The sequence below is a fragment of the Acinetobacter seifertii genome (assembly GCF_000368065.1).
Taxonomy (GTDB): domain Bacteria; phylum Pseudomonadota; class Gammaproteobacteria; order Pseudomonadales; family Moraxellaceae; genus Acinetobacter; species Acinetobacter seifertii.
Genome location: NZ_KB851203.1, coordinates 458017 through 483420 on the forward strand (window position 1 = coordinate 458017; position 25404 = coordinate 483420).

A 25404-nucleotide genomic window follows, 5' to 3' on the forward strand; every position below is an offset into this window, starting at 1 on the left:
ACTAAATGAGTATGCAAGATACCGTTGCCGACATGCTAACACGTGTTCGTAACGCACAAATGGCTAAGAAACAAACTGTTTCTATGCCTTCTTCTAAGTTGAAAGTTGCTATTGCAAACGTACTTCAACAAGAAGGTTATATTTCAAATGTAGAAGTTGCTCAAGAAGAGACAAAATCTACTTTGACTATTACTTTAAAATATTTCGAAGGCAAACCAGTTATCGAAATGGTTAAGCGCGTAAGCCGTCCAGGTCTTCGCCAATACCGTGGTAAAGATAAACTTCCAAGCGTTAAGCAAGGTTTAGGTATTGCAATTGTTTCTACAAGCAAAGGCATCATGACTGATCGCGCTGCACGTGCTGCGGGCGTTGGTGGTGAAGTTATTGCTTTTGTTTCTTAATAGGTGATTCCTCATGTCTCGTGTGGCTAAAGCCCCAGTAACTGTACCTAATGGTGTAGCAGTTACTCAGAACGGCCGGCAGGTCGAAGTGAAAGGCACTAAAGGTACATTGTCTTTCAACCTGCATGCGCTGGTCGAGCTAAAACAGGAAGAAGGTAAACTTCAACTTGCTCCAGTTAAAGAATCGAAAGATGCTTGGATGCAAGCTGGTACTGCTCGCGCTGTATTGAACAACCTTGTAAAAGGTGTTAGCGAAGGCTTCGAACGTAAGTTGCAGCTAGTTGGTGTTGGTTATAAAGCTGCGGTTAAAGGTACTGTTGTAAACCTTAACCTTGGTTACTCACACCCAATTGACTACGCTTTACCAGAAGGTGTAACAGCGGAAACTCCAACTGCTACTGAAATCATTTTGAAATCAGCAAACAAGCAGTTGTTAGGTCAAGTAGCGGCAGAAATCCGTGCATACCGTGCTCCTGAACCATATAAAGGTAAAGGTGTTCGTTATTCGGATGAAGTCATTCTTCGTAAAGAAGCTAAGAAGAAATAAGGCGCGAGGTTCTTATGAACGAAAAGAAACAATCCCGTTTGCGTCGTGCGAAAAGCACACGCTTGCACATTCGTGCATTGGGTGCGACTCGTTTGTGTGTAAACCGCACTCCGCGTCACATCTATGCTCAAGTTATTTCAGCAGATGGTGGCAAAGTTTTAGCGCAAGCTTCAACTTTGGATGCATCTTTACGTAGCGGTACTACAGGTAATGTAGATGCAGCTACTAAAGTAGGTGCTTTAATCGCAGAGCGTGCGAAAGCAGCTGGTGTAACTAAAGTTGCATTTGACCGTTCTGGTTTTAAATATCATGGTCGTATCAAAGCCTTGGCTGATGCTGCTCGTGAAAACGGCTTGGAGTTCTAATCATGGCTAAAGTTGAACAAAACGAAGGTCTTGTTGAAAAGCTGGTTGCCGTTGATCGTGTAGCCAAAGTTGTTAAGGGCGGTCGTATCTTCTCTTTCACAGCATTAACAGTTGTGGGTGATGGTAATGGTCGTGTTGGTTTTGGTCGTGGTAAAGCACGTGAAGTTCCAGCTGCTATTTCTAAAGCACTTGAAGCTGCTCGTCGCAACATGATCACAGTAGACCTTGCTGGTACTACTTTACAACACCCTGTGAATGCTCGTCATGGTGCAAGCCGTGTATACATGCAACCTGCTTCAGAAGGTACTGGCGTAATCGCTGGTGGTGCAATGCGTGCCGTTCTTGAAGCTGCAGGTGTACATAACGTACTTGCTAAATGTTATGGTTCTACTAATGCTGCTAACGTAGTAAACGCAACTTTTAAAGGTTTGCGTGATATGACTTCTCCTGAGAAAGTCGCTGCGAAACGTGGTAAATCAGTAGAAGAAATTCAAGGGTAATCAATCATGAAAACGATTAAAGTTACCCAGACTAAATCTTCTTCACATCGCTTGAAAAATCACAAGCTTTGCTTACAAGGTTTAGGTCTGCGTCGTATTGGTCATACTGTAGAAGTGCAAGATACGCCTTCTAACCGTGGTATGATCAACAAAGTCTACTATATGGTTAGTGTAGAGGAATAAGCCATGACTCTGCGTTTAAATGAGCTTGCACCTGCAGAAGGTGCAAAACGTGAACACCGTCGTTTAGGCCGTGGTATCGGTTCTGGCGTTGGTAAGACTGGTGGCCGTGGTGTCAAAGGTCAAAAATCACGTAAAAGTGGTGGCGTTCGTCCAGGTTTCGAAGGCGGTCAAACAGCGATTTATCGTCGTTTACCTAAATTCGGTTTCACTAGCCAAATCGCTTTAAAAACTGCTGAAGTACGTTTGTCTGAGTTAACTAAAGTGGAAGGCGACATTGTTAGCCTTGAAACTTTAAAAGCTGCGAATGTTGTTCGTCGCGATCAAATTCGTGCTCGTATCGTGCTTTCTGGTGAAATCACTCGTGCATTCACTGTTCAAGGTGTTGCATTGACTAAAGGCGCTAAAGCTGCAATTGAAGCAGCTGGCGGTAAAGTCGAGGAGTAATCTCGAGTGTCTATGTCTCCTAGTTCTTCAGGTCATGTCAACATGATGAAAGGTCAGCCATTTCATGTGAAATATCGTGAAATTATTCGCCGGATGAGTTTTCTAATCGGTGCATTGCTGGTCTTTCGACTAGGAGCGCATATTCCAGTACCAGGCATTAATAATGCTGCGTTAGAAAATTTATTTCATGCAAACCAAGGAACTATTCTTGGGCTATTCAATATGTTTTCTGGCGGTGCTTTAGAGCGAATGTCTATTCTTGCTTTAGGGATCATGCCTTATATTTCTGCATCAATTATTGTGCAGTTAATGTCAACAGTGATTCCTTCTCTTGAAGCCTTGAAAAAGGAAGGGGAGCAAGGTAAGCGTAAAATTAACCAATATACGCGTCAGGGCACATTATTACTTGCAGTGGTTCAGGCAGTAGGTATGTGTGCAGGTTTAATTGGTCAGGGTATTACTCTGTCTACGGGTCTTGCATTTTATATTCCTGCTGTTACATCACTTATCGCTGGAACTATGTTCTTAATGTGGTTAGGTGAACAAATCACTGAAAGAGGTATCGGTAATGGTATCTCAATGATTATTTTTGCAGGTATTGTTGCTGGTTTGCCTAAATTAATTATGCAATCAGTGTCATCTGTAGATAATGGTCAAACAAGTTTGATTGGTCTTGTCATCTTTGGTCTTTTGTCTCTTGGCGTATTGGCTGCGATTGTGTTTATTGAAAAAGCACAGCGTCGTATTCCAGTAAACTATGCGCAAAAGCAACAAGGTCGTCGTATATTTACAGCTCAGCAAACACATCTACCATTAAAAATTAATATGGCTGGTGTGATTCCTGCGATTTTTGCAAGCTCTTTATTGTTGTTCCCAGCTAGTTTGGGTCAATGGGTAGGTAGTGCAGATCCGAATGCTGGTTTAATTAAGCGTAGCTTACAAGATTTAGCTCTGGTATTGTCGCCTGGACAGCCTTTGTATTTGGTGCTCTTTGGTGCGTTAATTATCTTTTTCTGTTACTTTTATACGGCTTTAGTATTTAGCCCTAAGGAAGTATCAGAAAATCTAAAACGCAGCGGAGCTTATGTGCCTGGTATTCGCCCAGGTGAGCAAACTGCTCGTTACTTAGATCATATTCTTAATCGTTTGACGTTTATTGGTGCGATTTATATTACAGTCATTTGTTTGATGCCAATGATTTTACAGAGTTCTTTTGGTATTCCATTTTATTTGGGTGGTACCTCATTACTTATCGTAGTCGTTGTTGTTATGGACTTTATGGCTCAGCTACAAGCGCATTTAACTTCTCATCAATATGACAATCAAACATTAATGAGAAAAACGACTGCTCATCCTAAGGGATAAGCGCACTTAGAGGTTTCATCATGAAAGTACAAGCTTCTGTAAAGAAAATTTGTGGTAGCTGTAAAGTTATCCGTCGTAATGGGGTTATTCGCGTGATTTGTAGCGCAGAACCTCGTCATAAGCAGCGTCAAGGTTAATCTAATCAAGACCTGTTGATTTCAGTAGGCGAATTGGGTTAATATCCGCCCCTCAAGATTTTTGTGGGGCGGTTGATTATCTCTACTGCCTTTTTGGAGAAAAGTGAATGGCTCGTATTGCCGGTGTAAACATTCCGGATAACAAGCATGCTGTTATCTCCCTCACTTATATCTTTGGTATCGGTCGCCATACTGCTAAGAATATCTTAGCTACAGTTGGCATCACTGAAACTACTAAGATTCGTGAGTTGGACGATGCACAGCTTGATGCGATTCGTGCAGAAGTTGCTAAGGTTCCTACCGAAGGTGACTTACGTCGCGAAATTTCCATGAACATTAAACGTTTAATGGATTTAGGTTGCTATCGTGGCCTTCGTCATCGTCGCAGCTTGCCTGTCCGTGGTCAACGCACCAAAACTAACGCACGTACCCGTAAAGGTCCGCGCAAACCGATTAAAAAGTAAGATTTCTGGAAGCTAAAAGATGGCTAAAGATACTCGCACACGCAAGAAGGTCACTCGTACCGTCTCTGAAGGTGTTGCACACATTCACGCGTCTTTTAATAACACCATTGTTACGATTACCGATCGTCAAGGTAATGCATTGGCTTGGGCTACCTCAGGTGGACAAGGCTTCCGTGGTTCACGTAAATCAACTCCGTTTGCTGCTCAGGTAGCTGCTGAAGTTGCTGGTAAAGCAGCTTTAGATTACGGTTTGAAAAACCTAGACGTCCTTGTAAAAGGTCCTGGTCCAGGTCGTGAGTCTGCGGTTCGTGCATTAGGCGCAGTGGGTTATAAGATTAACAGCATTACCGATGTGACTCCAATTCCTCACAACGGTTGCCGTCCACCTAAAAAACGTCGCGTGTAAGGAGAAACATTCATGGCTCGTTATATTGGTCCAAAATGCAAACTCTCTCGCCGCGAAGGGACAGACCTGCAACTTAAATCTGGCGTTAAACCATTTGACGTCAAAACTAAAAAAGCTAACAAAGCACCTGGTCAACATGGTCAGGCTCGCGGTGGTAAGCAATCTGAGTATTCACTACAATTACGTGAAAAACAAAAAGTCCGTCGTATTTACGGTGTGTTAGAGCGTCAATTTAGTAACTACTATAAAGAAGCAGCTCGTGTTAAAGGCGCAACTGGTGAGAACTTGTTGAAATTGCTTGAAAGCCGTCTTGATAACGTTGTTTATCGCATGGGTTTTGGTTCTACACGTGCAGAAGCTCGTCAGTTAGTAAGTCACCGTAGCATTACTTTGAATGGTCGTCGTGTAAACATCGCGTCTATTCAAGTTAAAGCGGGTGATGTAATTGCGGTTCACGAAGGTGCTAAACAACAATTGCGTATTAAAAACGCGATTGAATTAGCTGCTCAACGTGGTATTCCAGCTTGGATTGATGTTGATCATTCTAAACTTGAAGGTACGTTTAAAGCTGCACCAGATCGTTCTGATTTACCTGCTGAAATCAACGAAAGCTTGATTGTAGAATTGTATTCTAAATAATCCTTGAGGTAGCAATAATGACGCGTACTGCAAACGAGTTTCTCACTCCGCAAGCGATCAAGGTCGAAGCGGTAAGCGGGACCTCGGCAAAAGTGATTCTAGAACCTTTAGAGCGTGGTTTTGGCCACACTCTAGGTAATGCTTTACGTCGCATTCTATTGTCTTCTTTACCTGGCGCTGCTGTGGTTGAAGTAGAGATAGAAGGTGTCGAGCACGAGTACAGTACTTTAGAAGGCTTGCAGCAGGACATCGTCGAGCTCTTGCTGAACCTAAAAGGATTGTCTATTAAGCTGTTCGATCAAAATGAAGCTTATTTAACATTAGAGAAACAAGGTCCTGGCGATATTACTGCTGCTGACCTTCGTTTACCTCATAATGTTGAAGTGGTTAACCCAGATCATTTAATTGGTACTTTGAGTGCTTCAGGTTCATTAAAAATGCGCTTGAAAGTTTCTCAAGGTCGTGGTTATGAAACATCTGATTCTCGTTTCCCTGAAGGTGAAACACGTCCAGTAGGTCGTTTGCAATTAGATGCTTCTTATAGTCCGATTAAACGTGTTTCTTACACCGTTGAAAATGCGCGTGTTGAACAACGTACCGATTTAGATAAACTGGTAATCGACCTTGAAACAAATGGAACGGTTGATCCGGAAGAAGCAATCCGCAAAGCGGCAACAATCTTGCAACAACAAATTGCAATTTTTGTTGATCTTCAGAAAGATCAAACTCCAGTTGCTCAAGAACCTCGTGAAGAAGTTGACCCAATCTTGCTTCGCCCAGTAGATGATCTAGAGCTTACTGTTCGTTCTGCTAACTGTTTGAAAGCAGAAAATATTTACTACATTGGTGATCTCGTTCAACGTACTGAAGTTGAGTTATTAAAAACTCCTAACCTTGGTAAAAAATCGTTAACAGAGATCAAAGATGTTTTGGCATCGAAAGGCTTACAACTCGGTATGCGTCTTGAAAACTGGCCACCAGCTAGTCTTCGTATGGACGACCGTTTTGCCTATCGTAGCCGTTAATTAAGTAGGACTATCACCATGCGTCATCGTAATAGTGGTGTGAAATTAGGCCGTACAAGCAGCCATCGTAAAGCGATGTTCCAAAACTTGGCTAATTCTTTATTTGAACACGAGTTGATCAAAACAACTGTTCCTAAAGCTAAAGAATTACGTCGTGTTGCTGAGCCTTTAATCACTCTAGCAAAAAACGATACTGTAGCAAATCGTCGTTTAGCATTTGCTCGTACTCGTAATGCTGCAACTGTAGGTAAATTATTTACCGTACTCGGCCCTCGTTACAAAGAACGTAACGGCGGTTATCTACGTGTTCTTAAAGCGGGCTTCCGTGCTGGTGATGCAGCACCGATGGCTTACGTTGAGCTTGTAGATCGTGAAGTGAATACTTCAGCTGAATAATTGATATTATTCGAAAAAGGCCGGCTTTATGCCGGTCTTTTTTATTTTCTAAAAGCTATAAAAATAAAAAATTGTCCCCAAGTGACATAAAAAAACGGATAAACGGTCAAACTTGACATTGTGTATTGTCAAAATTGTGCTTTAATAAAGTTATATTCTCAACAATGGGTATAAAAATAAAATGGAAAAGCAAGTTGATATTCTAATCATTGGTGCCGGCATTTCAGGAATCGGAGTTGCTGCCCATCTATCTAAAAACTCTCCGCAGCGCCAATTTGAAATTTTAGAGCGTCGTGAATCTTTTGGGGGGACTTGGGATCTTTTCCGTTATCCTGGTATTCGTTCAGATTCGGATATGTCTACATTTGGTTTTAACTTTAAACCATGGTGTAAAGCTAATGTACTGGCTGATGGTGCTTCAATTAAAGGTTATTTAGGTGAAGTAATTGATGAGTTCAAATTAAAAGAAAAGATTCACTTTGGTCATCGTGTGCTTTCTGCAAATTATGATTCTACTTCAAAGAAATGGCATGTTGTTGTCGAGGATAGCAATAAAAAGCAACAGACTTGGGTAGCTAACTTTGTTGTAGGTTGTACTGGTTATTATAATTATGACCAAGGTTATGCTCCGACTTTCCCTAATCAAGATGCTTTTAAAGGTCAACTCATTCATCCGCAGCATTGGCCTGAAAACTTAGACTATACAGGTAAAAAAGTAGTAATTATTGGTAGTGGTGCTACAGCAATTACTCTAGTTCCTGCGATGTCGAAAGGTGGGGCAGGTCATGTGACGATGTTACAGCGTTCACCAACTTATATTGCAACAGTTCCTTCTATTGACTTCATTTATGAAAAAACTCGTAGATTTATGTCTGAAGAAACAGCTTATAAATTTACGCGAGCACGTAATATTGGTATGCAACGCGCAATTTACGCATTGTCACAAAAGCATCCTAAAACAGTTCGTCGTTTACTCTTAAAAGCAATTGAAATGCAGCTTAAGGGTAAAGTGGATATGAAACATTTTACGCCTTCTTATAATCCTTGGGATCAGCGTCTTTGTGTAGTCCCTGATGGTGATCTATTTAAGATTCTTCGTGAAGGTAAGGCAAGTGTTGAAACTGATCAGATCGAAAAATTTACAGAGACAGGTATTCAATTAAAGTCAGGCAAACACCTTGATGCCGACATTATAGTGTCTGCAACTGGTTTACAAGTCCAAATTATGGGTGGTGTTCAAGCTAAAGTTGATGGTAAGCCAATCAACTCCTCAGAACATATGCTTTACAATGGTATTATGCTAAGTGATATTCCAAACATGGCAATGATTATTGGCTATGTGAATGCATCTTGGACATTAAAAGTTGATATTGCAGCTGATTATATTTCCCGTCTATTAAACTATATGGACAAGAATAACTATGATGAGGTTATTCCAGCGGGTAATAAAAACGAAATGGAAGAAGATACAGTAATGGGTAAATTGTCTTCTGGTTATATTAGTCGTGCAGCTCATGAGCTTCCAAAACAAGGTAAGCATGCTCCATGGCAAGTAACCAATAATTATCTTGAAGATAGAAAGTCATTACAAAATGCTAAATTTGATGATGGTATTCTTCATTTTCACAAACATTCAGATGTAAATACACGTAAGCCAAAGCTAGTGTCTTAAGATTTGAAATAAAAAAGGAGGCAAATAGCCTCCTTTTTTATGCTTGGTATTAAAGTGTTCTAGAGATTAACTCTTTCATAATTTCGTTTGTACCTGCATAAATACGGTTTGCTCGGTGGTCAATATAAGCACGAGCAATTGGATATTCCAGCATGTAACCATAGCCACCATGTAATTGAAGACATTCATCGACTATTTTCGAGAACATATCCGAAATTTTATATTTAGCAGCTGCGGCAGCTTCAATACTCAACTTTTCTTCAAGTTGTAATTCCATACAACGATCTAAATAGGTACGGCAGAAATCAATTTCAGTACGTAGTTCTGCGAGTTTGAAACGTGTATTTTGGAAAGCACTAATTGGCTTGCCAAATGCTTTACGATCTTTTGTATATTGAACAGTATGTGCAAACGCTGCTTCTGCACCAGCTTGGCAGATAATTGCAACCAACATACGCTCCCAGGCTAATTCTTTCATGAGCATAATAAAGCCCATGCCTTCCATGCCTAAAAGATTTTCTTTAGGGACACGAACGTTATCAAAGAAGAGTTCACATGTATCTTGACCTTTCATGCCAATTTTGTTGAGTGGTTTACCTTTAGTAAAACCAGCACGGTCAGCTTCAACAATAATAAGTGATAAATTGGCAGAGCCTTTATCACTGTTGCCTGTTTTACAGACCACGATGGCCATGTCGCACAAATAGCCATTGGTAATAAATATTTTTGAACCATTAATCACATATTCATCGCCATCAAGAACGGCTGTTGTTCGAACAGCTTGTAAATCTGAGCCTGTTCCTGGTTCTGTCATGGCAATTGCGGTCACTGTTTCACCAGTTGCCATTTTCGGAAGCCATTTTTGCTTTTGTTCTTCGTTTCCAAAGTTATTGATATAGTTGGCGACAATATCAGAATGTAATGAGAAACCTGTACTTGAGTCCATTGCGTATGCTTGTTCTTCGATAAGAATCATACTGTATAGACGGTCCACACCTGAACCACCGTATTGTTCTGGCATGGTGGTGCACAGTAAACCTAATGCACCAGCTTTATTCCAAAGATCTCGGTCCACATGTTGTTGTTTTTCATATTTTTCAGTATTTGGTACAACTTCCTTCTCATAGAATTTACGTACCGTTTCACGAAAAGCTTCATGTTCTTCGTTAAATAGATGGCGAGGTAACATATTTGGAATGGGACGAATAGCACCAGATTGCATTGTATTTCTTCCTTGGTTTGGGCTTGATGTTATGAGTCTAAACATAAGGCAAGCTCATTAGGTCTAACAATGTGATGAATGCTCATTTATAGCTATGAAGTGATAAGTTTGGTCAATTTGAGATTTTTAGCGAACTTTCTTATGTGATCAGGTAAACTAGGCGCACTATCAACGCAGATGGGGAAATAAATGTCTGAAGAAATGACCTTGGAAGAACGTAAAGTAGTTTATCGCGCACGCCGCGGTTTAAAGGAAATTGATGTCTATTTTGACCCGTATGTGAAAAATTATTATTTAAAGGCAGATCCAGCAGAAAAAGCATTGTTTGCTGAATTAGTAGAGCAGGAAGATCCTGATTTACTTGACTGGTTTATGGAAGTATCTGAACCGCCGCGTACAGAATTACGTGATTTTATTCATAAATTAAAGCATTATGTTCATGGCTGATTAGTTTTGATCAACCAATTGAATTTTAAACTGAAATATAGCCGTTTTTCGATTATATTTCAGTTTTTTATTGGCCTATGTTTAGCAGCTCTGTTTTATCAGCTGATACCAATACTCTGGTGGTTAGTTACGGTCTGTTTATTATTTATAAGTTTTATTTTCTTTTTAAAGCGACCACAGCTCGTTCAAATTGCTTATTTAGATCAGAAATTATGGTCACTTAGCTTTCATTCAGAACAAACCATTTCTCGTGTAGAAATTTTAAAAATAATTGATTATCAGATTTTCATAGTGGTCTATTTTAAGGGTGATAAAACATTAACTTCTGTTATTTGGTTTGATCAAATGTCCTTATCTCAATGGAAACAGCTTAAGACTTTAGAAAAATTCTATTAATTGTTAGACAATTCTACATTTGTATATTTATTTAAAAATATTAAAAATCAATTAATTAAGATTTATTTCTATTTAGAAAATATAAATTGTCTAGTTAAAATACAGAAAAAATAGCAAGAAAGCTAATTGTCCGACAATTTCTCAATATGGTTATTATTCTATCGGTTAAAGTACAAACACCAACGTAAAGTGTGTCGGAGGTCTCAAATGGAGATGCCAACATGGTCGTTCTTGGTCATTGCCATCATTCTGGCAGTGGTGATAGGAAGAGCAGGAACTTTACTCAGGGAACATCTTAATAAAGCTAATCTTAGCAAAGTTAAGAGACAGAGGATGCAAAGGTCGTCGGTCAGTCAATAGTTTAATTGATTAATCGATTCATTTCATCAAGTGTCCGGTTTTTACTGGGTGCGAATGTAGTAAGGAGGTCTCTCATGGAGATTTCAATGTGGATGTTTCTGTTAATTGCAGTTGTTATGGCTGTAGTAGTAGGAAGAGCAGGAACTTTACTCAAGGATTATATAGAACAACAATAATATAAGCCGTTAAAAGCTTATCCCAGTTAATAAGTAGCATGTGCTGAACCGTCGCAATGCTACTTTTTTTTGCCTAAAATTTTTGTTTCCCTGAAAAACTGTCAATTTTATCTGCTGTGAAGTGTGTCAAAGTATAAGCGCTACAATTAGAGTAATTACTCTTTTATTCAAGATATGCATCTGCTAATGTACATCTGAAAAGGAAAAAACAAATTACATCGAGGACAGGAAGATGTCTAAAGTCCAAAAAATAAGCCAAGGTTTGGCGATGAGTTTTCTTGCAGCTTCAGTTTTATCAGGTTGTTCATACGTCGTGAAAAGCGGAGCAAATGTTGCTTTAGGTTTTACGGAAAAACACGTTGTTCCGCCTATTTTGGCAATGCAAGATGCTGAAATGGTTTGTAATACTGGTAGTGCCTTAACTCCTGCAATCATGTCGACTAAAGGGATGGGTGCAGATCCTACCCGTGTTGCTGTCTTAATGTATGCTGCTTCAGGTGTATGTGCGGAAAACCAAGCATTAGAACAGGAGTTACGTTATTTACGCGCTTCAAAAGCAGGACAAGTAACAGAAGCTCAAGATGCACGTATTGCGCAGAAGCGTTGGGCTGCAATTGCTGCAGAGCGGCAATATACGGGCTATAAATTATTCGCTGATCGTTGGGAATCTAAATATAAGTACCATTTAGGTGACTCTTGTCCAACTATGCGTAGTGATACCGATCAGACTGTATATCTACTTGGAATGATAAGTGGCCTTCAAGCAGTAACAAATGACATTAACTCAGGTGGTTCTGTCAATGTTCCGAAAGATATTGCTGCTATCGTAGAGCGTGGCATGGTTTGTCTTGATAACCAAAAGTTCTGGGGAGCACCAAATGCAACACGTGCGGTGATCTGGACTTTATTACCAGGAGCTAATGAAGGTAAGCCAGACCCGTATGAGACTTTAAAACAGTCAGTGCAAATTGGTGAACAAAAAGGTGTTCGTTTGTCTCACGCACTCTATGCTGTAGCTGCACAAGCAAGTGGTGACGATGCCAAAATCCGTGATGCATTAAAAACTTATGCAGCATCTCAAGCAGACGATAAACCAGTTAATCCGAACTTTAAGTTAATCGATAGCATGGCTGGTTTAATTGTTCGTGGTATTTCTGACCGCTATTGGACTGAGCATACAGGCGTTCGTACAGGTGACGGCGGTATGTCTCATTTCTGGGATGAGAAAAACGAGGGTTCAGCAGAACTGGATGAGTTATTTGACGGTGGGGCTGCATCAGAAGCTCCAGCAGACTCAGCAACTGCACCTGCACCTGCACAGTAAAAAGATCTGAAGAAACTAACTCCTTGCGTTGCTACTTATTTTTCGTATTAATCGTAAGGAGTCTAGTTTTAAAAGGAGTGTGCTATGAAGGATCATGTACTCAATAAAAAAGTGCTTTTGGTCGCAGGGTGCATTTCTGTTTCTGCATGTCTACAAGTATTTCCAGATTATTTTATTTATTGGCGTGAAAGCTTACTTGGTGAGTTTTGGCGTTTATGGACAGCGCATTGGGTACATGTGGGGTGGATTCACTTCCTTTTAAATATGATGGCATTTGCGTGTTTGCCCTTCATATTTCCACATACCAAAGTGTGGCACATCTTAATTCTTCTTTTTCTTCTACCACCATTTATTAGCTTGGTGTTCTATTTTTATTTGCCTTATATCGATGCATATGCCGGTCTATCTGGAGTACTTCACGGGTTGTATACAGCCGTTGCTCTAGTTTATTTGCAATATCGCAAAGAACGGAATTTTGCATTGTTAGTTTTAGGACTAATTATTGCCAAACTGGTTTGGGAAAACACCTTTGGACAAACGGGCACTGCACAATTAATTGGTAGTCCTGTTTTAACCGAAGCTCATTTATATGGTGCGATAGGCGGTGCAATCTTTGGGGGATGCTATTGGCTTATACAGAGATTCAAGTAGGAAGATTGACAATACAAACTGTTAAAAAAGAGATTTTAGTCATTCTTTATTGATAAAGTTTGATGCAAATTTGATCGTTGAATAAAGGGATTGGTAGAAAGGGGATGGACGATACCCCTGACCAAGGAAATTGCATGACTCAGAGCCTTTGTTATGAGGGATTTGAGAGAACAAAATTGGAATATTTATGCAAGAATATCAAGAAAAAAGATCTGGATTAGGTCTGCTGGGTTATATATGGAACGAATGGATCTCAACATTCGTAATCCTCATTTTGCTATTAATGACGCTGATAATTGGTACCGGGGAAATGATCCACGGGCAATTATTACGTATCGGGGAGCGCCTTTATGGTGACCCTGCGATAGGCATGCAATATTCATTTTTGCGTGCTGAACCTGAAAAGCCATCTTGTGATCGAAATCCAAATATTGATGCTCAAGTAAAAGAGCAAATGAAAGCGAATGCATCTGATGATTTCGCGAGCTTCTTTGGTGCTGCCTCAGAAAGTGATGTCCGTGCATCCTTACAAGCCGCACAGCAGCAATGTGAAGATAAATATAAGGCCTACGATAAAACTATTAAATATATTGAGGCAAATCCGGGAGTACGTACATACCGTACGATTGAAACGGGTTTCTTCGGTATATTTAAATTTGGTACAGAGAACCGTGCCATTTTACTGGTCTTTATGGTTTTAATTTCTGCAATTACTGCATCATTGAAATATCAGAGCCTGTAAATTATTTTGTGTAAGTTCCATTTTTTATAAATGATCTTTTAATCGATCATCGAACTGAATCGTAAACCAATTCATTGCTAAACGCCAATTTTGAATTGGCATCGTCCATTTCTTCGCAGCATTTGATGTTGCTAAGTAAATGACCTTCTTTACTGAGTCATCAGATGAAAAGATTTTCCTTTTCTTCGTTGAATGGCGTATTACGCTATTCAACGACTCAATCGCATTTGTTGTATAAATTGCATGACGTATTTCGGCTGGATAGCTAAAGATCGTTCGGATATTTTCCCAATTGGCCCGCCAGGATTCTCCAATTTTGGGATACTGGTGATTCCATTGATCACAGAAGATGTCTAGGGATTTTAAAGCATTTTCCTCTGTACTTGCCTGATAAATCGCTTTCAGACCCGACGTAACAGCTTTGTAGTCTTTCCAGCTTACAAATCTCAGGCTATTGCGTACAACATGCACGATACACAGTTGAATATCAGTATGAGGGTAAACAGAGGCTATCGCGTCAGGGAAGCCTTTTAATCCATCTACACAGGCAACAAGAATGTCCTGTACTCCTCGATTTTTTAGCTCTGTCATGACTGACAGCCAGAATTTGGCACCTTCTGTCTGAGCAATCCACATACCCAGTAATTCTTTTTGCCCATCCATATTGATGCCTAAAGCAAGGTATACGGACTTGTTAATCACATTGGAGTGCTGACGGACTTTGACAACAATACAGTCAAGATAGACAACAGGATAAAGGCTATCTAAGGCTCTATTTTGCCACTCAGTCACTTGCTCAATCACAGCATCGGTAACTTTGCTGATGAGAGATGCTGACACATCGGCATCGTACATTTCTTTGAAGAAGGCTACAATTTCCCTATTAGTCATTCCTTTTGCATACAGTGAGAGGATTTGGTCATCCATACTGGTGATGCGTGTTTGGTGCTTTTTGATAATTTGTGGCTCAAATGAACCTTCTCGATCACGGGGAATATCTAAAGCCAGTTGTCCATCTTGAGTTGTAATGGTTTTAGAACTAAACCCATTACGGCTATTTGAGCCTTTCTTGGGCTGATGCTTTTCATAACCGAGATGGTCTGAAAGTTCAGTATTGAGTGCAGTTTCAATCATGAATTTTTTAAAGACTGCTGTCATTTGGTTTAAGTCTTCTGGTGTTTTTAGACCTTTAGCCAATTCGGCAGCCATACTTTTGATTGTTGCTTCATCCATGTGAAGTACCTTTTGTAATTATCCTCTGAAGGATAAATGAAAATTAAGTACTTACACAAAATTTAGAACAGTCCCAAATATCACCATATTGGCTTGCGTAATCCAGCAACAAAAATTGATTACAAAGTGTATTCTCTCTTTATGTTGCTTGGTAATGCACTACTAAGTTTTTCTGTGATTAGTCAGTATCGTTCTGTCATTAATTCTGGGGTAACACCTACTTATGAAACAGTAACGATTTACTGGATCTGGATGATTCTGTTTGTTGTTCTGAGCTTAATTAGTCTGTATCAATTATTTGTTTTACCTCCGCCAAAACGTGAAGGCGGTAACATAGGCTTAGCCTTACTCTCTGTGCCTTTATATGCTTATATGGCACTAATTACAGGTATTGTCTTCACATTCTTTATGGACTATCCAATGGGGCAAGGGATTTACCTTGGTTTGTTGGTTGAGTTCTCAGGTATCTTCTTAAATCTTGCCTTATTTATTTGGGCAGGTATGTTGCTTACACAAACACGTGTTATGGACTTGTTCTTAAATGTACTTCGTCCATGGAACTTAGCGCCAGAAACCTTAACTTGGTTAATTCTGATTGCTGCTGCTGTACCAACAGCTTATACAGGTGCATCAGGGATTTTCGTTATTGCGGCCGGTGCGATTATTTATAAGGAAGTTTGGAATGCAGGTGCTCGCCGTCAGTATGCACTTGCTGTATCTGCAATGTCAGGTTCATTAGGTGTTGTAGTACGTCCATGTCTATTGGTCGTTTTAATTGCCATGCTAGACAGTCGCCATGTTACATCTGATGAGTTATTTGGACATGGTATTTACGTATTCTGGTTAACTGCATTTATTTTCTTAGGTGTATCTCTTTTCTTGGCAGAAGAAAAGTTCCGTGTGAACTCACCGAAAGTAGCACTTCCAGGCATGGCACGAGCTTTCGTACCCGTTATTCCATATATCTTAATTACAATAGTTGTTCTTGCATTTTATAAATATGCATTAGATACCGGAATGAACGAATTTACTGCACCAGTAATTCTGCCACTCGTGCTGATTGCGATGATCTTGTACGATAAACTGGTGATGCCTAAAGAGACACCAGCTTTAAATATTCATGAAGCAATTGTTCGTGAACATGAGAAAAAATCTCCGTTCTTACAATCGCACGATCCGCATAGTTCGCAGTTCCGTCTTGGTTTTGGTGGTGCATTGCGCTTTGCGACATCAGAAACCGTTGGGCATATCGGTGCCTTAATTATTTTGATGGCATTGTCTGCAAGTGTAGGTGGTTTAATTGAGCGCTCTGAAGTGGTTGAGTTATTACCAACTCATTTAGGCAGTATCTATATATCACTGGCATGTATTGCATTGTTACTTGCTATTATCGGTATGTGTACAGATCCATTTGGTGCTGTAATTTTAGTAGCAGCAACGATTGCTCCTGTAGCTTACGAAAATGGTATTCATCCAATTCATTTCTGGATGATTGTATTGGTTGCATTCGAATTTGGTTATGTAACACCACCAGTTGCCTTAAATCACCTATTAACACGGTTATCCGTTGGAGATGATGAGGTCAATGCTGCGGATGTGGAAGCGAAAGAGAAATACACAAGTTTCTATTACCGATATGAGCGTTGGTTATTACCAATTATTGTCTTGTTCTCATCGTTGGTATTGGTAACTTATGCTCCATTAGTACTGAAACTTTTTGGTTGGTACAAATAGTTTTAAATGTATAAACCTACTAAAAACACTCTCTTTAAGGGGGTGTTTTTTTATGATGAGTTTTTAAATAAGCCAGTTTCTAATTAGTAAAAAAGCTAGTTCAAGGTGAACTAGCTTTTTTACGTTATCTTTAGATTTAGGCAAAAGCTATTGTTGTTTAACCTGAGCTTCGAGCAGTTTTACTTGCTCTTCTTTTAGCTTAATAAGTTGATCTGCATCAGCATGTTGAGCTTTTAAAGTCGCTTCCTGATCTTGTAATTGATGGTTGATATCATTGAGCTTAGAAACTTCTTCTTTTGCTAAAGATTCTTGAGCTGGAACAGGTTGTTTGAGCACATCTTCATTCACAAGCTGCTGAGAACTAGCAGTTTGCGGTTGAGCTACAGGTACGGAACTTGCTGGTGCTGTAGGTTTTTCAGGAGCAGGTGTCGATACAGGATGAGGATCGACTATCGGTGCTGGCGATTCAGTTTTTTTAAAAAACCATTGTGCTGCGAAAAAAAGCACTGCCAGAATGCTTAAGCCCCCAATTAAAATCCACAAGAGTTTTGAGTTTTGTTTTCTTTGTAGTGGCATCTCTAAGACCTTTAGTCAGAACGACGAGGCTTGAACTGTATTACTCCAACTTCATCAGGTATAGCTGGTGTTTCCGGTTCATCAACATGAGTCGGACGATTTTCGCTATAACCACATTCGATACATTCAATCCATTCGTCTTCAGCGGTGGTTAGCATGACAATCCGATCTATGGCTTCACATTTTGGACATTTAGCCCCAGCAATGAAACGTTTTTTCATCTTTATCACCCTAACCACACGATCAATTTAGGCCCATAGTTTAAGCGGTTTTGTTGTCGTTCGTCCAACCTTGATGACGTAACAATGCATCAATTTTTGGTTCACGACCACGGAAATTGACAAATGCTTCAAGAGCAGTATCTTTCCCACCTACAGCTAAAATTGCTTGACGGAATTCTTTACCCGTTTGAGTATTGAAAATACCTTCATGTTCAAAGCGGTCAAATGCATCACTTGCTAAAACTTCTGCCCACTTGTAAGAGTAGTAACCCGCCGCATACCCGCCTGCAAAAATATGGCTAAAGCTATGTTGGAAACGGTTGTAATCAACAGTTGGTACTACTGCATATTGTTGGCGTATGTCATTTAATGTCTCTTGAATTTGCTCGCTATTCAACGCAGGAGTCTTGGTGTGAATAGTTAAATCAAACAGTGCAAATTCAAGTTGACGTAAAGTTTGCATACCAGATTGGAAGAAACGTGCATTTAATAAAGCATCAAGTAATTCTTGAGGTAAAGTCTGTTTGCTCTCAATGTGCTCACTTAAAACATCAAGACTTTCTTTATCCCATGACCAGAATTCCATAAACTGACTTGGTAATTCGACTGCATCCCAAGCGACGCCGTGAGTACCTGCAACCGAGATATTATCTACTTCAGTTAGCATATGGTGTAAACCATGTCCAAATTCGTGGAACAAGGTGATAACTTCATCGTGAGTCAGTAAGGCTGGCTGATTACCTACAGGTGGAGTGAAATTACACACCATATAGCAAATTGGTTTTTGTAAACCATGAACAGTTTGCATACGTGAGCGGAAGCCGCTCATCCATGCGCCACCGCGTTTACCGGTACGTGCATATAAATCAAAGAAGAATCCGCCAACCACTTGACCTTGGTCTTCTAACTCAAAATAACGTGCATCTGGATGCCAAACAGGAGCTTCACGTTCAACGATGTTAATGCCGTATAAGCGCTGTACAATCTGGAATAAGCCCTGAATGACTTTCGGAGCAGGGAAGTAAGGTTTTAATGCTTCTTGAGATAAGTTGAACTGTTGCTGTTTAAGCTTTTCAGAATAGTAAGTCGTATCCCAAGGTTTGAGCTCGTCAATTCCATCTTGTTTTGCAATTGCTTGTAGCTCAGCAACTTCTTGAAGAGCAGGTGTACGTGCATGCTCAGCTAAGTCAGCTAAAAAGTCGTGAACTGTTTTGACATCAGGAGCCATTTTGCTAGCAAGAGAATATTCAGCGTAGTTATTGAAACCAAGTAGTTTTGCCATTTCTTGGCGGAGGCTCAAGATTTCTTCCATAATTTTGCTGTTATCAAATTCAGTTTGTTCAGACTGATCTGATGCACGAGTGACATAAGCTTTATATAGTTCTTCACGTAATGCGCGATCATCTGCATAGGTCATGATTGCAAAATAAGCTGGAAAATCTAAAGTCGCTACTGCTTGGTCAAGCTCGCGCTGTTTGCCGTACTGCTTTAATAATTCGATATTACTTTCTGGAAGACCTTTTAACTGATCTTCTGTAAGCGGTTTAAAATAGGCTTGTGTAGCATCAAGTACATGGTTCGAGAAGTCAGAAGAAAGCTGTGAAAGACGTGCAGAAATTTCTGCATAGCGTTTTTTCTTTTCACCCTCTAGAGCAACGCCAGAAAGCTTGAAATCACGTAATGCGAGGCGGATGGCACTTTGTTGCGCAGCGCTAAGTGTTGTATAGCTCTGACCATCATGAATATGTTGGTAAGTCTGATATAGCGCCGTATGTTGACCTAGTTGAGTGTAATATTCACTTAAAGCGGGTAAGAGCGACTGATAGACTTCTCTGGTTTCTGCATTACTCATCACGGCATTTAAGTGTGATAAAACACCCCATGATTCACTAAGGTTATTTTCAAGTGCATCAATGTGTTCAAGCACGGCAAGTTGCTGATCTGTCTCGGATGGTGCAGCCGTAAGGGTATTTAAGAACTCTTGTCCTGCTTGAATTGCTTGTTGAATGTCTTGTTTTAAATTATCTAATGTAATTTGGTCAAAGCGGGGAGTAGGTAGAGTTGCTTGCTGTAAAGTCATTGCTAATAGCCACATTATTTTTTAAACATAGTATTAGATGTAGGTATTGTTAGGCAGGAAATCAAGCTTAATTTGAAAAATAAACGTTCTAAAAGTATTAAGCCCCCATTTTTGGGAGCTTAATAATAAATAATGTAAAAACCTATGGATTAGTCAGCCTTGGACTTGGCATTCGACTTTTTCTTTTTTGGTTTTACTTTTTTCTTTACTTTTTCTGGCTTGGCCTCTGCTTTCGTAGTGGTTTTTTTTCCAGACTTTTTAGTATATGAACTTGGTTTACCTTTCTCCTTCTTTTTACGAACAGGTTTTTCACCATCATTTGAAGTGGTAGGTGGTTTACCAAAAACTTCTTCAGTTGCTTGGGTTGCTGTTCTGGTTGTCCGTGGAGCACGACTGCGAACTACTCGTCCAGCATGGGTGACTTGCTGAATAAGTTGAAAATCGATCTTACGTTCTTCTAGATTTACACCAGCAACCTGAATCTTAACTTCATCACCTAAACCAAAAACCTGACCACGATTTTGTCCAATAAGGTTTTGACTCGCTTGATCATAAATAAAGAAGTCATCGCCAAGCTGGCTAATATGAATCATGCCATCGACATATAAGTCTTTAAGGGTAATAAATAGGCCAAATTCAGTGACAGCACTTACTATACCAATGAATTCATCACCTAAGTGCTGTTGCATATAGTGGCACTTCAACCAAGTCGTTACACTGCGAGATGCTTCATCTGCACGGCGTTCGGTTTGAGAGAAATGTTCACCAGCATCGTCTAAAGCTGCACCCGAGAGTGGAGACGGCTTTTGTTTTAAATGAGCTTTAATTGCGCGATGTAACAATAAGTCTGGATAGCGACGAATTGGTGAGGTGAAATGCGTATAAGCTTCATAAGCTAAACCATAGTGACCGGCATTTTTAGCACCATAGTAAGCTTGCATCATTGAGCGTAATAACACGGCATGAATGCTTGGTGCATCAATACGGTCTTTAGTTGCCTCAATAACTTTTTGATAATCAGCTTGAGTGGGTTGATCTGGGAAAGGTAAGCCAAGAAGTTTTATAAAGTCTTTTACTTTCTGAATACGTGAGAACTCAGGCGCTTCGTGTACGCGATATAACATTGGAACATCATGTTCTAATGCATATTCAGCCGCAGCCACGTTAGCAAGCAACATGCATTCTTCAATAAGTTTGTGTGCTTCATTACGTGTGCGAGGCAAAATTTCTTTAATTCCACCTAGCTCATCAAAAGTCATATACGTTTCAATGGTTTCAAATTCCATTGCATGACGATCAGCACGTAAATTTTTCAAAATCTGATAAAGCTGGAAAAGCGTATTGAGCGATTTGTGAATATCACGATCTTTTGGAATTGCGTCGGTTGCACCGTCAAAGTATTGCGCTACCTGCGTGTAAGTCAAACGAGCTTTTGAATGCATGACCGATGGATAAAACTCATAACCCGTTACACGACCAGTACGGGAGAGTTTCAGGTCACAAACCATACATAAGCGATCTACATGCGGGTTAAGTGAACATAATCCGTTTGATAATGCTTCTGGTAGCATTGGTAATACAAAATGAGGGAAGTAAACCGAAGTACCACGTTCTTCCGCTTCTTCATTAAGAGCTGAATCTAAGCGCACATAATGGCTCACATCGGCAATTGCAACTACAACGCGATAACCCCCACCTGGACGTTTTTCTGCATACACGGCGTCATCGAAATCTCGTGCGTCTTCACCATCGATTGTGACGAGTGCTAAATCTCTTAAATCAACTCGACCTTCGCGGTCTTGTGCAGAAGGTTCTTTAAAACTTTCAGCTTCTTTTATAACTTCATCTGGAAATTCGTAAGGTAAGCCAAACTCAAGAATGGTCTGCGGGATAATAATTTCGGTATCCGCTTTATCTGCCATAGATTGAATAATATGCGCTGTTGCAAACTCTTCACGGGTTGGGTAGGTATCTATAGCAATACGAAGCATGTCGCCAACATTTGCGTTGGCATGTGCAACTAATTCTTTTTCTAATGGAATCGGTTGGTGCTGATTTGGATTATTAGGTTGAATAAAGTATTCACCGTCGTGTATAGACAATTTACCAATTAACTGTTTTACACGGTGCTGTAGAACCTCGGTAATGAAACCCCACGGTTTACCTTTACGGTCTACTGATGTTTGTCGAACTCGAACCCGATCACCATTAAAGACTAAGCGTAATTCACGTTCAGGAAGTAAAAGGTCATTTTGGCCGTCAATATGAGCGGTACCTAAACCTTTACTATTAATATAGACAGTCGCTTCATAAGTGGGTTGGTCTGCCACCAACTGAAACTTAAACCCGTCTTTCATGATTTGACCATCACGAACCATTGCACTTAAGCGATGACTAAGAGCTTCGATACTTTTCTGGTCTTGAATATGAAAATGGTCAACAAGTTCTGCATGCGATTGTGGTGTCTGCAATTGCTCCAATGTATCTAAAATAAGAGTACGGCTTGGAATCGGATTGTCATAACGTTCAGCTTCAGCTTTCGCTTCGGGGTCAGCCCAGTTTTTTGTCATGTCTTTTGGTTTCACGCTTGGCAGATAAGTTTAGCATAAGTCATGCAGACCCGAACTGCACGTTTAGGTTTGCAATAATGTGTATGCACTACTGTATTTAAATGAAGAAATAATATCTATCTTAACAAGCGTTTGATCGAAAAAGATGAAAATAATAAGGAAATTGCTTAAAAAATAATTCATTGAACTAAAAAACAAGAAAATTTCACTATGATGACTTGAACAATAGGGTTTTAGTTTGTATTATGGCGGCTCGTTCCGGTGAGGTGGATGAGTGGCTGAAATCACTTCCCTGCTAAGGAAGCATACCTATTACTGGTATCGAGGGTTCGAATCCCTCTCTCACCGCCATTTACTTAATGCGCTCATAGCTCAGCTGGATAGAGCACTTGGCTACGAACTAAGGGGTCGGGAGTTCGAATCTCTCTGAGCGCACCAAGTAAAATAGAACGAATCGCTGAAAGGCACACAAGTTACGCGCTCATAGCTCAGCTGGATAGAGCACTTGGCTACGAACTAAGGGGTCGGGAGTTCGAATCTCTCTGAGCGCACCAACTTGAAGAATTAACCGCTTTTATAGCGGTTTTTTTGTGTCTGCTATTTAGTAATTTTTAAAAATTTAAATTTATAACTTTTTAATTATATTAGAGATAATCATAAATGAATCTGGCTTTATTTGATTTTGACGGCACGATAACCCATAACGATACTTTTAGTTTGTTCCTTAAATTTTCTTTGAGCAGGAAAACTCAAATACTTGGTGGTATTCGACTTGCACCTTATATTGCGGGCTATAAGTTTGGCTGGGTAACGGATAGAACTATACGGACCAAGCTCTGTCAGGTGGGATATATTGGCTATAATGCCGATTCTCTGAAACATATAGGACAAGAGTTTGCTAACAAAGTAATTCCTACCTGTATTCGTGAAAATGCACTAGAACGTATTCTCTGGCATAAACAGCAAGGGGATCAGGTTGTTGTTGTATCTGCTTCGTTAGGGGTTTATTTAGAAAGTTGGTGTCAGTCATTAAACTTAGATGTTATTTGTAATCAACTTGAGATACATAATGGTGTCTTGACTGGTAATTTTATTAATGGTGATTGTGGTTATTTAGAAAAAGTAAATAGAATAAAAAATAAATATGATTTAACCAAATATTCTACTATTTATGCTTATGGTGATACTCCTAATGATTATCCGATGTTAGGGTTAGCGCATAAGAAATATTATAAATGGCAGGAAATGCATTAATATTAATTAATCTTTAAAAATATATACAAAAATAAAGCCACTATAAATAGTGGCTTTATTTAATTTTATTAAAGAGTGTGTAAAGAGCTATCTAAGAAATTATCAGTAAGTAATGATTGAGGAACTAAAGTATGAACTGTATTTGTTACGCTTGATACTGTAGAAGTTACTCCTCCTAAGTTACCTGTTAATCCACCTAATAGTCCAGAAATAACATCTGAACTACCTGTACCAGTTACACCACCAGTTAAGCTACCTACGATATCTGTTACGATGCCAATAGGATTGCTGCCAGCTGTACCGCCAGTTACGCCACCAATGATATCGGTAACTGTACCAAGTGCATTGCCACCAGTTAAACCACCAAGAAGATCAGTAACTACACCGAGTGGGTTATCGCCACCAACACCACCAGTTACGCCGCCAATAGCGCCAGTCGCACCACCAAGAATGTCAGTTAAAATACCAGTAGCAGTTGTACCATTTGTAATGAGTGTGTTGACAATACCAGTTGCATGATCAGTTGCACCTTGGATATTACCGCCCACTAAATCAGATACAATCTCAAGCGCGCCATTCACTGTATCGCGAGACGTTTCAAAAGTTAAAGTGCCAAGATGAGCTACATCGGTAACAGGGTGTTCCGTTTGAGGAAGCACACCAACTACAGTGTCTGCAACAGTATTAATTGCTGTATTAATAATACCAGTTTTTAAAGTTTCCACGCCCTGAAGAACATCGATACCACTTTGGACCACATCAACTACTGGAGATATAGGAGATGTGCCGCCACCAATAATACCGCCAGTAACACCGCCAAGGATATCAGTAACAGTACCAAGTGGGTTGCCGCCAGTAACACCACCAGTCAAGCCGCCGATAGTGCCAGTCACACCGCCAAGAATGTCGGTAACAGTACCAAGTGGGTTGCCGCCAGTAACACCACCAGTCAAGCCGCCGATAGTGCCAGTAACACCGCCAAGGATGTCAGTAACAGTACCAAGTGGATTGCCGCCAGTAACACCACCAGTCAAGCCGCCGATAGTGCCAGTTACACCGCCAAGAATGTCAGTAACAGTACCAAGCGGGTTGCCGCCAGTAACACCACCAGTCAAGCCGCCGATAGTGCCAGTCACACCACCAAGAATGTCAGTTAAAATGCCTGTTGCAGTTGAACCGTTATTAACAAGTGTCCCAAGAATACCTGTTGCAGATTGAGTAGCACCTTGAATGTCGCCACCTACTAAATTAGATACTGTTTCTAATGCGCCATTTACTGTATCGCGAGAGGTTTCGAAAGTTAGAGTGCCAAGATGAGCAATATCGGTAACAGGATGTTCAGTTTGAGGGAGTACGCCAACTACAGTGTCAGCAACAGTATTAATTGCTGTATTAATAATACCAGTTTTTAAGCTTTCAACGCCTTGAAGAATATCAATGCCGCCTTGAACCACATCAATTACTGGGGAAATAGGAGATGTGCCACCACCAATAATGCCACCAGTCAAGCCACCGATAGTGCCAGTCACACCGCCAAGGATATCAGTTACTGCACCGACTGGATTGCCACCAGTCACGCCGCCAGTTAAACCACCAGTTAGGCCGCCGATAGTGCCAGTCACACTGCCAAGGATATCAGTTACTGCACCGACTGGATTGCCGCCAGTGACACCGCCAGTTAAACCACCAGTCAAGCCACCGATAGTGCCAGTCACACCGCTAAGGATGTCAGTTACTGCACCGACTGGATTACCACCAGTCACGCCGCCAGTTAAACCGCCAGTCAAGCCACCGATAGTGCCAGTCACACCGCCAAGGATGTCAGTTACTGCACCAACTGGATTGCCGCCAGTGACACCGCCAGTTAAACCACC

The 25404-nt window shown here is 40.4% G+C and carries 25 protein-coding genes, 3 tRNA genes and 3 pseudogenes; 24 read left to right on the forward strand and 7 right to left on the reverse strand.

Features of this window, described 5'->3' with window-relative positions:
• Nucleotides 1-5: 5 nt before the first annotated feature.
• The 14 genes from rpsH (at nt 6) to F985_RS22340 (ending at nt 8544) form a co-directional block, all read left to right on the forward strand.
• A complete protein-coding gene (gene rpsH / locus F985_RS22275; RefSeq protein ID WP_002049732.1) occupies nt 6-401 on the forward strand; it encodes a 30S ribosomal protein S8 in 396 nt (131 codons plus the stop codon).
• 13 nt (nt 402-414) lie between these two features.
• Entirely contained in the window at nt 415-948 is a 534-nt protein-coding gene (gene rplF, locus F985_RS22280; RefSeq protein ID WP_004705382.1) for a 50S ribosomal protein L6, read from the forward strand.
• Nucleotides 949-962: 14 nt separating this feature from the next.
• On the forward strand, nt 963-1313 hold the full coding sequence (rplR, locus tag F985_RS22285; RefSeq protein WP_002049741.1) for a 50S ribosomal protein L18: 351 nt from the start codon (nt 963-965) through the stop codon (nt 1311-1313).
• 2 nt (nt 1314-1315) lie between these two features.
• A complete protein-coding gene (gene rpsE / locus F985_RS22290) occupies nt 1316-1813 on the forward strand; it encodes a 30S ribosomal protein S5 (protein ID WP_001141025.1) in 498 nt (165 codons plus the stop codon).
• 6 nt (nt 1814-1819) lie between these two features.
• Nucleotides 1820-1996: a 50S ribosomal protein L30 gene (gene rpmD / locus F985_RS22295; protein ID WP_000849088.1), complete on the forward strand. Its 177-nt coding sequence runs from the start codon at nt 1820-1822 to the stop codon at nt 1994-1996.
• 3 nt (nt 1997-1999) lie between these two features.
• On the forward strand, nt 2000-2440 hold the full coding sequence (rplO, locus tag F985_RS22300) for a 50S ribosomal protein L15 (RefSeq protein ID WP_002049750.1): 441 nt from the start codon (nt 2000-2002) through the stop codon (nt 2438-2440).
• Nucleotides 2441-2485: 45 nt separating this feature from the next.
• The gene (gene secY, locus F985_RS22305; protein ID WP_170318186.1) at nt 2486-3805 is read left to right on the forward strand and encodes a preprotein translocase subunit SecY; all 1320 of its coding nucleotides are present in this window, start codon (nt 2486-2488) and stop codon (nt 3803-3805) included.
• A gap of 20 nt (nt 3806-3825) precedes the next feature.
• Nucleotides 3826-3942, forward strand: coding sequence for a 50S ribosomal protein L36 (gene rpmJ, locus F985_RS22310; RefSeq protein WP_000867907.1), 117 nt, complete (start codon nt 3826-3828; stop codon nt 3940-3942).
• Nucleotides 3943-4049: 107 nt separating this feature from the next.
• Nucleotides 4050-4406, forward strand: coding sequence for a 30S ribosomal protein S13 (gene rpsM, locus F985_RS22315; RefSeq protein WP_000090816.1), 357 nt, complete (start codon nt 4050-4052; stop codon nt 4404-4406).
• A gap of 19 nt (nt 4407-4425) precedes the next feature.
• A complete protein-coding gene (gene rpsK / locus F985_RS22320) occupies nt 4426-4812 on the forward strand; it encodes a 30S ribosomal protein S11 (RefSeq protein WP_001040166.1) in 387 nt (128 codons plus the stop codon).
• A gap of 12 nt (nt 4813-4824) precedes the next feature.
• The gene (gene rpsD / locus F985_RS22325) at nt 4825-5451 is read left to right on the forward strand and encodes a 30S ribosomal protein S4 (protein WP_002049716.1); all 627 of its coding nucleotides are present in this window, start codon (nt 4825-4827) and stop codon (nt 5449-5451) included.
• 17 nt (nt 5452-5468) lie between these two features.
• Nucleotides 5469-6476 (forward strand): DNA-directed RNA polymerase subunit alpha, encoded by a 1008-nt coding sequence (locus tag F985_RS22330; protein ID WP_004705386.1) that lies wholly within the window; start codon nt 5469-5471, stop codon nt 6474-6476.
• An 18-nt stretch (nt 6477-6494) separates the two neighbouring features.
• Complete coding sequence (gene rplQ, locus F985_RS22335; RefSeq protein WP_002049717.1) at nt 6495-6872, forward strand: 50S ribosomal protein L17; 378 nt, start codon at nt 6495-6497, stop codon at nt 6870-6872.
• Nucleotides 6873-7053: 181 nt separating this feature from the next.
• Complete coding sequence (locus F985_RS22340) at nt 7054-8544, forward strand: flavin-containing monooxygenase (protein WP_004705389.1); 1491 nt, start codon at nt 7054-7056, stop codon at nt 8542-8544.
• A 49-nt stretch (nt 8545-8593) separates the two neighbouring features.
• On the opposite strand, the gene F985_RS22345 is transcribed toward F985_RS22340, so the two are convergent.
• The gene (locus F985_RS22345) at nt 8594-9766 is read right to left on the reverse strand and encodes an acyl-CoA dehydrogenase family protein (protein ID WP_004705390.1); all 1173 of its coding nucleotides are present in this window, start codon (nt 9764-9766) and stop codon (nt 8594-8596) included.
• A 189-nt stretch (nt 9767-9955) separates the two neighbouring features.
• Here F985_RS22345 and F985_RS22350 point away from each other — a divergent pair, with 189 nt between their 5' ends.
• The 5 genes and pseudogenes from F985_RS22350 to F985_RS22365 all read left to right on the forward strand — a co-directional run.
• Nucleotides 9956-10213 (forward strand): FAD assembly factor SdhE, encoded by a 258-nt coding sequence (locus tag F985_RS22350; protein ID WP_002049719.1) that lies wholly within the window; start codon nt 9956-9958, stop codon nt 10211-10213.
• Between the two features lie 6 nt (nt 10214-10219).
• Entirely contained in the window at nt 10220-10609 is a 390-nt protein-coding gene (locus tag F985_RS0104785; RefSeq protein ID WP_025469244.1) for a hypothetical protein, read from the forward strand.
• Nucleotides 10610-11377: 768 nt separating this feature from the next.
• Nucleotides 11378-12469, forward strand: a complete 1092-nt coding sequence (locus F985_RS22355; RefSeq protein WP_004705395.1) for a hypothetical protein — start codon at nt 11378-11380, stop codon at nt 12467-12469.
• 84 nt (nt 12470-12553) lie between these two features.
• Nucleotides 12554-13120 (forward strand): rhombosortase, encoded by a 567-nt coding sequence (gene rrtA / locus F985_RS22360; RefSeq protein ID WP_004705397.1) that lies wholly within the window; start codon nt 12554-12556, stop codon nt 13118-13120.
• Between the two features lie 187 nt (nt 13121-13307).
• Nucleotides 13308-13859 (forward strand): annotated as a pseudogene (locus F985_RS22365) (TRAP transporter large permease subunit); the annotation flags it as partial.
• Between the two features lie 27 nt (nt 13860-13886).
• Here F985_RS22365 and F985_RS22370 read toward each other — a convergent pair.
• Nucleotides 13887-15095, reverse strand: coding sequence for an IS256-like element ISAba26 family transposase (locus F985_RS22370; protein WP_000343018.1), 1209 nt, complete (start codon nt 15093-15095; stop codon nt 13887-13889).
• Nucleotides 15096-15164: 69 nt separating this feature from the next.
• Between F985_RS22370 and F985_RS22375 the strand changes: the two are divergent.
• Nucleotides 15165-16829 (forward strand): annotated as a pseudogene (locus tag F985_RS22375) (TRAP transporter large permease subunit); the annotation flags it as partial.
• 147 nt (nt 16830-16976) lie between these two features.
• On the opposite strand, the gene F985_RS22380 reads toward F985_RS22375, so the two are convergent.
• The 4 genes from F985_RS22380 to rnr form a co-directional block, all read right to left on the reverse strand.
• The gene (locus F985_RS22380) at nt 16977-17405 is read right to left on the reverse strand and encodes a hypothetical protein (RefSeq protein WP_004705403.1); all 429 of its coding nucleotides are present in this window, start codon (nt 17403-17405) and stop codon (nt 16977-16979) included.
• 11 nt (nt 17406-17416) lie between these two features.
• The gene (locus F985_RS22385) at nt 17417-17626 is read right to left on the reverse strand and encodes a YheV family putative zinc ribbon protein (protein WP_002049754.1); all 210 of its coding nucleotides are present in this window, start codon (nt 17624-17626) and stop codon (nt 17417-17419) included.
• A gap of 40 nt (nt 17627-17666) precedes the next feature.
• Entirely contained in the window at nt 17667-19721 is a 2055-nt protein-coding gene (locus F985_RS22390; RefSeq protein WP_004705404.1) for a M3 family metallopeptidase, read from the reverse strand.
• Between the two features lie 134 nt (nt 19722-19855).
• Nucleotides 19856-22276, reverse strand: a complete 2421-nt coding sequence (rnr, locus tag F985_RS22395) for a ribonuclease R (RefSeq protein ID WP_004705405.1) — start codon at nt 22274-22276, stop codon at nt 19856-19858.
• A gap of 260 nt (nt 22277-22536) precedes the next feature.
• Between rnr and F985_RS22400 the strand changes: the two genes are divergently transcribed.
• From F985_RS22400 to F985_RS22415, 4 genes are all read left to right on the forward strand, one after another.
• Nucleotides 22537-22627: transfer RNA gene (locus F985_RS22400), tRNA-Ser, on the forward strand.
• 10 nt (nt 22628-22637) lie between these two features.
• A tRNA-Arg gene (locus tag F985_RS22405) sits at nt 22638-22714 on the forward strand.
• A 39-nt stretch (nt 22715-22753) separates the two neighbouring features.
• A tRNA-Arg gene (locus tag F985_RS22410) sits at nt 22754-22830 on the forward strand.
• Nucleotides 22831-22936: 106 nt separating this feature from the next.
• Nucleotides 22937-23530: an HAD-IB family hydrolase gene (locus F985_RS22415; RefSeq protein ID WP_004705406.1), complete on the forward strand. Its 594-nt coding sequence runs from the start codon at nt 22937-22939 to the stop codon at nt 23528-23530.
• A 68-nt stretch (nt 23531-23598) separates the two neighbouring features.
• On the opposite strand, the pseudogene F985_RS22420 reads toward F985_RS22415, so the two are convergent.
• Nucleotides 23599-25404: pseudogene (locus tag F985_RS22420) on the reverse strand (hypothetical protein); the annotation flags it as partial.